Consider the following 8,488-nt stretch of genomic DNA (forward strand, 5'->3'; position numbering starts at 1 on the left):
CCCACACCAAAAGCCGGTTTCCCTGCACTATAAGCAGCCTTTACCATGGCAGACCCACCTGTGGCAATAATAACTGCTATTTCTTCGCTATGCATTAGCTCTTCTGTAGCCTTCATAGTAGCTTTTGTAATACACCCTACTATTCCTTCAGGGGCTCCAGCTTCTACAGCTGCCTCGTGTATAATTTGTACTGCTGCATTACTGCACTTAATAGCTTTCGGGTGAGGTGAAAATACTATGGCATTTCCCGACTTCAACGCACAAAGTGCATTATGAATTATAGTAGAAGTTGGATTTGTTGTGGGGATAATACCCATAATTACACCTACAGGAACTGCAGCTTCAATAATTCTTTTCTCTTGGTCTTCTCGAATAATCCCAGTGGTTTTCATTTCCTTTATATGCTTATAAACATCTTTAGCTGCAAAGGTGTTTTTTATCACCTTATGCTCGAATACTCCATAACCAGTTTCTTCTACAGCCATCCGAGCCAACCACACTGAATTCTTCAATACTGCTTCGACAATAGCAGATAGTATATCATCTATTTGTTTTTCGCTATAATCTATATATAAATCCTGAGCCCTCTTAGCATTTCGTGCTAGCTCTCTTGCTTCCTGAATAGAGCCTAGATCATAATCTAATTTCACCCGTATCATTCCTTTCTAAATGGACTAGAGCTATTCTAGATTTTGAGCGCAATTAATCTCTTTAATTAGCTGCTCTTTATTAGCCTTGGATATTTCTCTTCCCTGAATAGCAATTCCTTTGGTTTTGCGAGCAATTTTTCGCAACTCGTGAACATTATAAGATTGCAATTTGTCTTTATCTCTTTTTTTTTTAATAGCCTCAGTTTCAGCTTCTTGTATTATTGTTGACTTTGGATAAAATAGCTTAATATCATCATGAGGCCTAGGTATTACATGAGCTGAAATCAACTTGCCTACTCTCATAGCTGCAGTAGCACCCGCATCTGTGGCTGCCTTGACCGCCCCCACATCTCCCTCAGCCATGACAGTTACAAGACCTCCTCCAATATGAACCTTTTCTATTAGTTGCACATCGGCCGTTTTAACCATTACATCTGCTGCTTCAATTGCACCAATCAAACCCTTTGTCTCTACCATACCCAACGCTTTTAGCCCCATTTTTATCAACCTCTACTTTTTTGACATAATAGTTTCTACTTCTGTATGGGGTCTAGGTATTACATGCACGGAAATCAGCTCTCCTACTCTTTGAGCTGCTGCTGCACCTGCATCTGTTGCTGCTTTGACTGCTCCCACATCTCCTCGAACCATTACTGTCACTAATCCCCCGCCTACTAGTTCTTTACTTACTAGCTGAACATTAGCCGCCTTTACCATAGCGTCTGCTGCTTCAATTGCACCAATCAAACCCTTTGTCTCTACCATACCCAATGCTTCTTGTTGCATTTTTTTTCCCCCTTATTTTTAGTTATTTTAGCTTTTATATTGTTACTTGCTTTCTTCTTTAGGAAGAATTACTTCTACCTCACTGTGGGGTCTTGGAATTACATGGACTGATATTAGCTCTCCTACTCTTTGAGCAGCTGCTGCACCTGCATCTGTTGCTGCTTTAACTGCTCCCACATCTCCTCGAACCATTACAGTTACAAGTCCTCCACCTACAATCACCTTGCCAATAAGTTGCACATTAGCAGCCTTTACCATGGCATCCGCCGCTTCAACTGAACCAATTAATCCCTTTGTTTCCACCATTCCCAATGCATTATTCATAATAGTTTTTTCCTCCCTTTAATTGTATTTATCTAGGATGTCTGACATAGAAAATTTCAGCATCCCCTTGTGATGATATGGATATTTCCACATTTTTTGGTAGATATATTACATCTCCAGCCTTGCCAAAATAGGTGTTTCCGTCGATTGTTATAGATACTTTTCCTTTGATTACATAGTTGACTTCATTAAATTCAAGTTTCTTTTTGGCAAATCCCGGTGTCATTTTTATTAATCCAGAAGTCATCTCGGCACTTTCTTGACTATTTATTACTTCCGTTTCCCCTTCTTCTGCAACTACTGTATCCCCTTTAACTAACCTGAGACCTGAAGCATCTACCTCTTTTGTGAAACTATTTTTCTCACATTTACCCAATCGCTTTATTACTTCTTCCACAATACTAGCCACTAAATCTCCATTCAATTCTAATTTCTCTGGCTTAGTCTTAGGTTTATCTCCAACTATAATTTCAATATTTAAGTCTGAAGCAATATCCCTTGCTGCTGGTGTAATAATGCTTTTTTCTTCTGTATAAATTCTCTTTTCATTTTTTTCCGCACAGGCCTTAACATCAGCAACAGTAATTAGTGCTTTCAAGTAATTGTTCACCTCCTTATCCATAATAGGTATTTGTTATAAGAGGCATCTCTTTAAATCTTTATGAGGTGATGCTATTACCGTCTTTTCTATGAGCATACCTTTATTTGTGGATGTAGACGCTCCCGCATCTACAGAAGCTTTTACAGAAGACACGTCTCCAGTCAATGTAACAAAGGACTTGCCGCCAATCCCCATACCAATTCTTATTTCTATTAATTGTACATTTCCCGCTTTTGCTGCAGTATCCGCAGCGACAATTAATGATGCTACCGAGAATGTCTCAATAATTCCCAAGGCCTTAATGTCTGGCACTTCAGTTGTAGCAGTTATAGCATTAATCACATCCTGATGAACACTAGGTAGGATGAAATCATCTACTACAGCTTCAGAGCCAATTTTCTTCCCAGCCTCAATAGCATTTTCTACTGCAGAAACGTCTCCGCTAATTAACACAATATACTTTCCTGGACAAATCGGTTTTGCTGCTAGTGCTTCCACATTAGCAGCCTTTAAAATAGCATCAGCCGCTTCAATCCCTTTAGCAATACTTGTGAACTCTACTAAACCTATGGCCTGTATCATTTTTCACCACTTCCTTCCACTGAGGAGATGACAATTCTATCTGATACGTCTTTTATCACTCCACTAATACTAGCATGAATATTTGCTCCCAGCGCTCCCTCTGGTACCTTTGCTATTAGCTGGCCTCTTTCTACTTTTTGACCAATTCCCACCACAGGTTCACTGGGAGCTCCTACATGCTGACGAAGCATAATATGGACCTGCTCAACTGTATGTTCTTTTTCATCTAAGGGAGCAGCTAAATCGTAGTCAGTCAGTCCTATTCTTGATATCAGACGGTTTATTGGAATTTTTCTGTGCTCATGTAATCTGTTAGCCGCTTGATCATCACTGGCTTTATTTGGCTTAATTCCTTTACTGCCCAGTTCCATTTTTAGCGTTGCGTTTACCACTCGAGGAGAAAGACCCATCACACAAGCATATTGCTCACACGCTCCACACTCAGAACAACTCATTGCCATCTTCACAATCTCTTCTTGTCCCTGAAAATGCTTTAATGATCTCATTATCTTATGGGGTTCTAGCTTATGTCCTAATAAATATCTGGGACATAAGTCAGTACAGTACCTACATTGAATACAGGCTGACATGGACTGTCTCACAATTTTTTCAATAGATAGTGTTTTTCTGGCTATCAGAGGGTGCTCTGCAGGTAAAACAATTAACCCTTTTGTAGCCTTTGTAATAGGATCTGTCAAATCCCCCACAACTCTCCCCATCATAGGGCCACCTTCAATTACCTTCATACCATCATCTAATTGATACCCAGCTACTTGCAAAACTTCTTTAATGGCTGTCCCTATTGGCATTCTGTAAGTAACTGGTTCTCCTCCCTCACCTGTTACTGTAAGGTAAGTGTTAATCACTGGTTCACCCTTTACAGCCTTTGCCACATTTATCAAGGTTTCAACATTAATCACTATGCAATCCACTTTTAACGGAATATCCCCCTGGGGCACAAGTTCTCCAGTAGACTCATATACTGTAACATGCTCATCCCCCGCAGGATAGAAATCTCCCAACTGATGTACTTTAATTGACTTCCCCTGTATCTCTTTTTCCAAGGCAACTATGGCATTGGTGTATTTTCCCTTCAGTGCGATCACTGCTTCCTTAGCACCTGCTACTTCCATGACAACTTCTAGCCCTTTGACAACCTCATTTGCCTTTAAAGCCATCAGCTGTTGGTCAACTCTAAGTAATGGTTCACATTCAGCACCGTTAACAACTATGGTCTTTGCCTTCCCAGAAATTTTTACATGAGTTGGAAACCCAGCACCTCCAGCGCCTACTACGCCACACTCTTTGATTTTGTCTATAATATGGTTCATTTTTAACACCCCATCAGACATCTTTTTCTTCCTCATCTATAATCCCCACTACTATTGCATCTATTGGGGAATTTTCCAGTCCGCTCATATTCCTAGCGGAGCTTCCTTCTGTTATTAACACTTTCTCTCCTATGCCTGCACCGATTAAATCAACAGCTACTATTCGGTTGCATTCACTACTTTCCCCTCTATCCTGCAAGCTAATGATAAGTAGCTTCATACCCACAAGACCTTCATCTTTTCTTGTTGACCACACATTGCCAATAACTACGCCTATTTTCAATTAATCACCCCATTCACCATAAAATACTGATCTTAGTCTCTGGGAATACTTAAGGCGATACCTAATGGCGTCACCAGAAACGGATTTGATGGCACATTTACTGGTATACCTATTTCGCCTTCTATTACTTTATCAATACCTTTAAAGCAACTGGTTCCCCCTGCTAAAAAAATTTCATCTACATCAAAACCGCGGATATGTTCTTTTACAATCATCCCCATTTTTTGCATTACTGGTTTAACCGAGGGCATTAGTTCATTAAATTTTTCCGGATCCTTTTTTAGTTCTTCTGCTTCTTCAAACTTTACCTTGTACTGACCTGCAATAACTAAGCTTAAGTGAGTTCCCCCCGTGGGATCGTCAACTATGTGAACAACCTGACCACCCTTTACAATACAGGTCCCAGTTGTCCCACCCCCAATATCTACAATAGCGCCATCCCACACCCCTAATACCTTGTTTGCAGCAGTGGGTTCATCAATCATCGTTGTAATTCTAAACCCTGCCCCCTCAGAAATGTATCCTATGGTTTTTATAACAGCATCACTAGTTCCCGGTGGATACGCAGACCCTGCTATTTCTAATTCACATTGCAGCTCTTCTTCCAATTCTGCTTTCAGTTCTCTTACAATGTCAAGTGCTCCAATGTAATCTACTACTAAGCCATCTTTCACCACTTGGGCAAATCGCATGGCTCCAGCCACAGGTTCCCCCAGCTGATTTATTACTGTCATCACTATATATGCAGTACCTAGGTCAATTCCCGTATAAAGCTTTTGATTGGCTTTAACTGGCGCTGGCATGGACAGCTTTTCTTCAAATACCCTTATTAATTCATTGGCTTTACTCAAGCTAGCCATTATTTAGAAAACCTCTTTTTGCTAGCTCCTTCATAACATTTTCAATTATCAATTGCTCTGCCCCACTGCTCGCCACAGCAGCTTTTGCACTGGTTTCTTCTATTTCTTCCACGTAGCTATCACCTTTTAGTATCTTTGCTGCATTTTTATACATTATCTTTTCTCTTACTTCCTCTGTAAAATCTAATTCCATATAGCTTTTAATAGCATCTCTAAAATCTACAAATGGGTGTGCACTGGCAAACAATATCTTATCACTTATAATTGTATTTGCCGCTTGCACATATGCTTCTGATTGAGGGTAGAACTCGTACTCTGACAGTTCTACATATACATTTTTATTTCGTTGGGCAACTGTAATCATCTCATTAACCCAAGGCCATGCTCCATGACTTATTATAATTTTTAGATCCGGAAAATCTCTAGCTACAAAGTCAATATATCTAGGTGCTACATGATCTATTACCGCATTTGGCACTAGTGTTGCAGGTCCAGTAGCAATAATAACTGGTACATCTAATTCACAACACTTGGAGTATATTGGATAATATCTAGCATCATTTGCATATATCTGAGCCAGGTAAGGGTCAATAGCAGCTCCTCTTATTCCTTCATTATTTACTGCATCCTTTAACTCAGCCACAGCATCCATCCCTTTATGAGGATCTAGCCCAATAAACCCTAAAAATAAATCAGGATATTTATTTTTTAAAGCAATTACTCCTTTGTTATTTGACTTTGCCTGATAGGTAGTCTCGCAATCTCTTCCTGTTATTACAGCCGTCTCAACATTATGTTTTTTTAAGTCTGTTACAATCTCATCTAGCGGCTGTCCTTCCATAGAAAAGTTAATATACTCCAACATTCCCTTAAACATTTGACTACTTTTGAGTCCAGCTATTATTTCAGGTGTATGTGGCCTAAATCTAAAGTCAATTATTTTCATTATTTTCCTCCTTAACATTTTTTGTATCCACCATTATTATGTAGCAATTTCTATGCCAAATTTCCACAGCTTGTCTTAATTACCTTATCGACTGCTCACAATAGTCTTTGTTGCAACTCGGCATACATCGGTTTTTGAAAACTATAACAAGCCCTGCATTATTGAGGTTTGTACATTGTGCACATATGCACAGATAGTGCATATGTGCACAGCTCTATTGACTTTTTCGTATCAATAAACTATCCTTTGGTTAGGTGCAGTATGAAAAAGGAGGTTTTATAACAATGTCAGTTGATCTTAAAAAAAGTTTAGGCCCTTATATAAATGATATTTTAGATATTTTAAGCGATGGTATATATATATCAGATAACAAAGGGAAAACTCTCAAAGTCAACGCCATGTACGAAAAACTTACTGGGTTTAGGCCAGAAGATATGACTGGCAGATTAGTTACAGACTTAAAGGCAGAAGGACAATTTGATGCTATATTAAATCCAGATATTGTAAAGACCGGAGAACCTAAGTCCTGCGTTCAAATCACCAAGCTAAACAGAAAAGTTGTATTAAACGGTTACCCTGTATTTGATAGCAAAGGAAATGTAGCTTTAGTAGTTACTTTTGTCAGAGATATTACTCTTTTATCTCAACTTAAAGACGAAATACTTAGCCAGCAAGAGCTTATAAACACACTGCAATCTAGTTGTAAAAAAAGCTTGCCCACATCATCAATGATCATAGAAAGCAAAGAAATGAAAGATATAATGGAATTAATTAATAACATCGCTCAGACTGATGCTACGGTTTTACTCCTCGGGGAAACTGGTGTGGGGAAGGACATGTTTGCAAAAAAAATACATGAGCGAAGCGAACGCTGTAAAAAGCCTTTCTTTAAAGTAGACTGCACAACCATTCCCGAAAACTTAATTGAATCTGAGCTATTTGGGTACGATGCCGGTGCTTTTTCTGGGGCAAAGGCTAAAGGGAAACCTGGTTTTTTTGAAATGGCAGATCAAGGAACTCTTTTTTTAGATGAAGTTGGCGAACTTCCCCTTTCAATGCAAGCAAAACTCCTCAGGGTTTTACAAGATCAAGAGATTGTAAGAATAGGTTCTACAAAAGTAAAAAAAATAGATGTTCGAATAATTGCTGCTACTAACAGAGATCTTGAAACCGCATCAAAAGACGGTTCATTCAGAAGCGATTTATATTACCGATTACGAGTAGCTGTACTCAACCTACCTTCTTTAAGAGAGCGCAAAGGGGATATTATGCCTTTAGCTGACTTTTTCCTAGAAAAGTTTAATGTTAAATATAAAAAAGATATTTCTTTTACTAAAGATTTAGAGAAAATCTTTTTAAACTATAATTGGCCGGGCAATGTAAGAGAAATGGAAAATTTAATTCAAAGCTTAGTGGTTACTAGAAACAAAGAGATAATAGAAGTAGATGATCTACCTAATAATATGCTAAACGACGACAGTAACTGCAGTAGCTTCCTAACCCCATCATTACACCAAATTGAAAATAAATCCCTCAATCAAATCATGAGTGAAATTGAAAAAGATTTATTAAAAAAATCTTTGGCTACTCACAACAGCGTTGCAAATATCGCAAATTTTTTCAAAGTAGATCGCTCCACCATATTTCGCAAATTAAAAAAGTATGGCTTAATTGAATAAATATTAGAGAAAAAATATACTAGAGAATGAGCTTTTTTTCGCAAAATGTTGTAGTCTAGCAATCTTTGTTGCTAATCTGCAACATTTTTTTATACTCTAGACTGCACAGCTAGCATAGCTTTCACCCAAGTGTAGCACGAACGTGAAAAGTGATAGTTGCAGGATTGCGACATTTTTCACATACCCCCTTTCTCCCTACCCTACTACTTCTAGCTTTAAGCCTTTAAAAAGTTGGCAAGGTTTTTGCATATATAAAATAGTGAATACAAAAATATAATATAAAAAGGAGGAATAGTCATGAATTGTTGTGAAGTATTAACACCTCAAGAACAACGAATTCAAGAAGAGTTGCAAGGAAAGGAAACGTTTTATGGAAGAGAAAGGGCTTATAAAATACTAAATACCTTCAAAAACGAAAGACCTATAATAGACATTGAAAGAGCTAA

10 protein-coding genes and 1 pseudogene are annotated in these 8,488 nt (G+C 38.4%); 1 reads left to right on the forward strand and 10 read right to left on the reverse strand.

Annotation, left to right across the window (positions count from 1 at the left end):
• The 10 genes and pseudogenes from GGQ84_RS14855 to GGQ84_RS14900 all read right to left on the reverse strand — a co-directional run.
• A partial coding sequence (locus tag GGQ84_RS14855; RefSeq protein ID WP_429163592.1) for an aldehyde dehydrogenase family protein occupies positions 1-650 on the reverse strand: 650 nt, incomplete at its 3' end.
• Between the two features lie 225 nt (positions 651-875).
• Positions 876-1,148 (reverse strand): annotated as a pseudogene (locus GGQ84_RS14860) (BMC domain-containing protein); the annotation flags it as partial.
• A gap of 12 nt (positions 1,149-1,160) precedes the next feature.
• A complete protein-coding gene (locus tag GGQ84_RS14865) occupies positions 1,161-1,436 on the reverse strand; it encodes a BMC domain-containing protein (protein ID WP_429163593.1) in 276 nt (91 codons plus the stop codon).
• A gap of 42 nt (positions 1,437-1,478) precedes the next feature.
• A complete protein-coding gene (locus GGQ84_RS14870) occupies positions 1,479-1,763 on the reverse strand; it encodes a BMC domain-containing protein (RefSeq protein ID WP_429163601.1) in 285 nt (94 codons plus the stop codon).
• Between the two features lie 25 nt (positions 1,764-1,788).
• A complete protein-coding gene (locus GGQ84_RS14875; RefSeq protein WP_429163594.1) occupies positions 1,789-2,358 on the reverse strand; it encodes a cupin domain-containing protein in 570 nt (189 codons plus the stop codon).
• A 36-nt stretch (positions 2,359-2,394) separates the two neighbouring features.
• Complete coding sequence (locus GGQ84_RS14880; RefSeq protein WP_429163595.1) at positions 2,395-2,943, reverse strand: BMC domain-containing protein; 549 nt, start codon at positions 2,941-2,943, stop codon at positions 2,395-2,397.
• The gene (locus tag GGQ84_RS14885; protein WP_429163596.1) at positions 2,940-4,310 is read right to left on the reverse strand and encodes a 4Fe-4S dicluster domain-containing protein; all 1,371 of its coding nucleotides are present in this window, start codon (positions 4,308-4,310) and stop codon (positions 2,940-2,942) included. The genes GGQ84_RS14880 and GGQ84_RS14885 overlap by 4 nt, the downstream gene beginning before the upstream one ends.
• Positions 4,288-4,557, reverse strand: coding sequence for a EutN/CcmL family microcompartment protein (locus GGQ84_RS14890; RefSeq protein WP_429163597.1), 270 nt, complete (start codon positions 4,555-4,557; stop codon positions 4,288-4,290). The genes GGQ84_RS14885 and GGQ84_RS14890 overlap by 23 nt, the downstream gene beginning before the upstream one ends.
• Positions 4,558-4,589: 32 nt before the next feature.
• Positions 4,590-5,417 carry an ethanolamine utilization protein EutJ gene (gene eutJ, locus GGQ84_RS14895; protein WP_429163598.1) on the reverse strand — a complete coding sequence of 276 codons (828 nt, stop codon included), beginning with the start codon at positions 5,415-5,417 and terminating at the stop codon, positions 4,590-4,592.
• Positions 5,410-6,363 carry an amidohydrolase family protein gene (locus GGQ84_RS14900; protein WP_429163599.1) on the reverse strand — a complete coding sequence of 318 codons (954 nt, stop codon included), beginning with the start codon at positions 6,361-6,363 and terminating at the stop codon, positions 5,410-5,412. Before GGQ84_RS14900 ends, eutJ begins: the two co-directional genes overlap by 8 nt.
• A 284-nt stretch (positions 6,364-6,647) precedes the next feature.
• Here GGQ84_RS14900 and GGQ84_RS14905 point away from each other — a divergent pair, with 284 nt between their 5' ends.
• Positions 6,648-8,042 (forward strand): sigma-54 interaction domain-containing protein, encoded by a 1,395-nt coding sequence (locus GGQ84_RS14905; RefSeq protein WP_429163600.1) that lies wholly within the window; start codon positions 6,648-6,650, stop codon positions 8,040-8,042.
• Positions 8,043-8,488: the final 446 nt, after the last annotated feature.

The sequence above is a fragment of the Desulfitispora alkaliphila genome, from assembly GCF_050433185.1.
Classification (GTDB): domain Bacteria; phylum Bacillota; class Desulfitisporia; order Desulfitisporales; family Desulfitisporaceae; genus Desulfitispora; species Desulfitispora alkaliphila.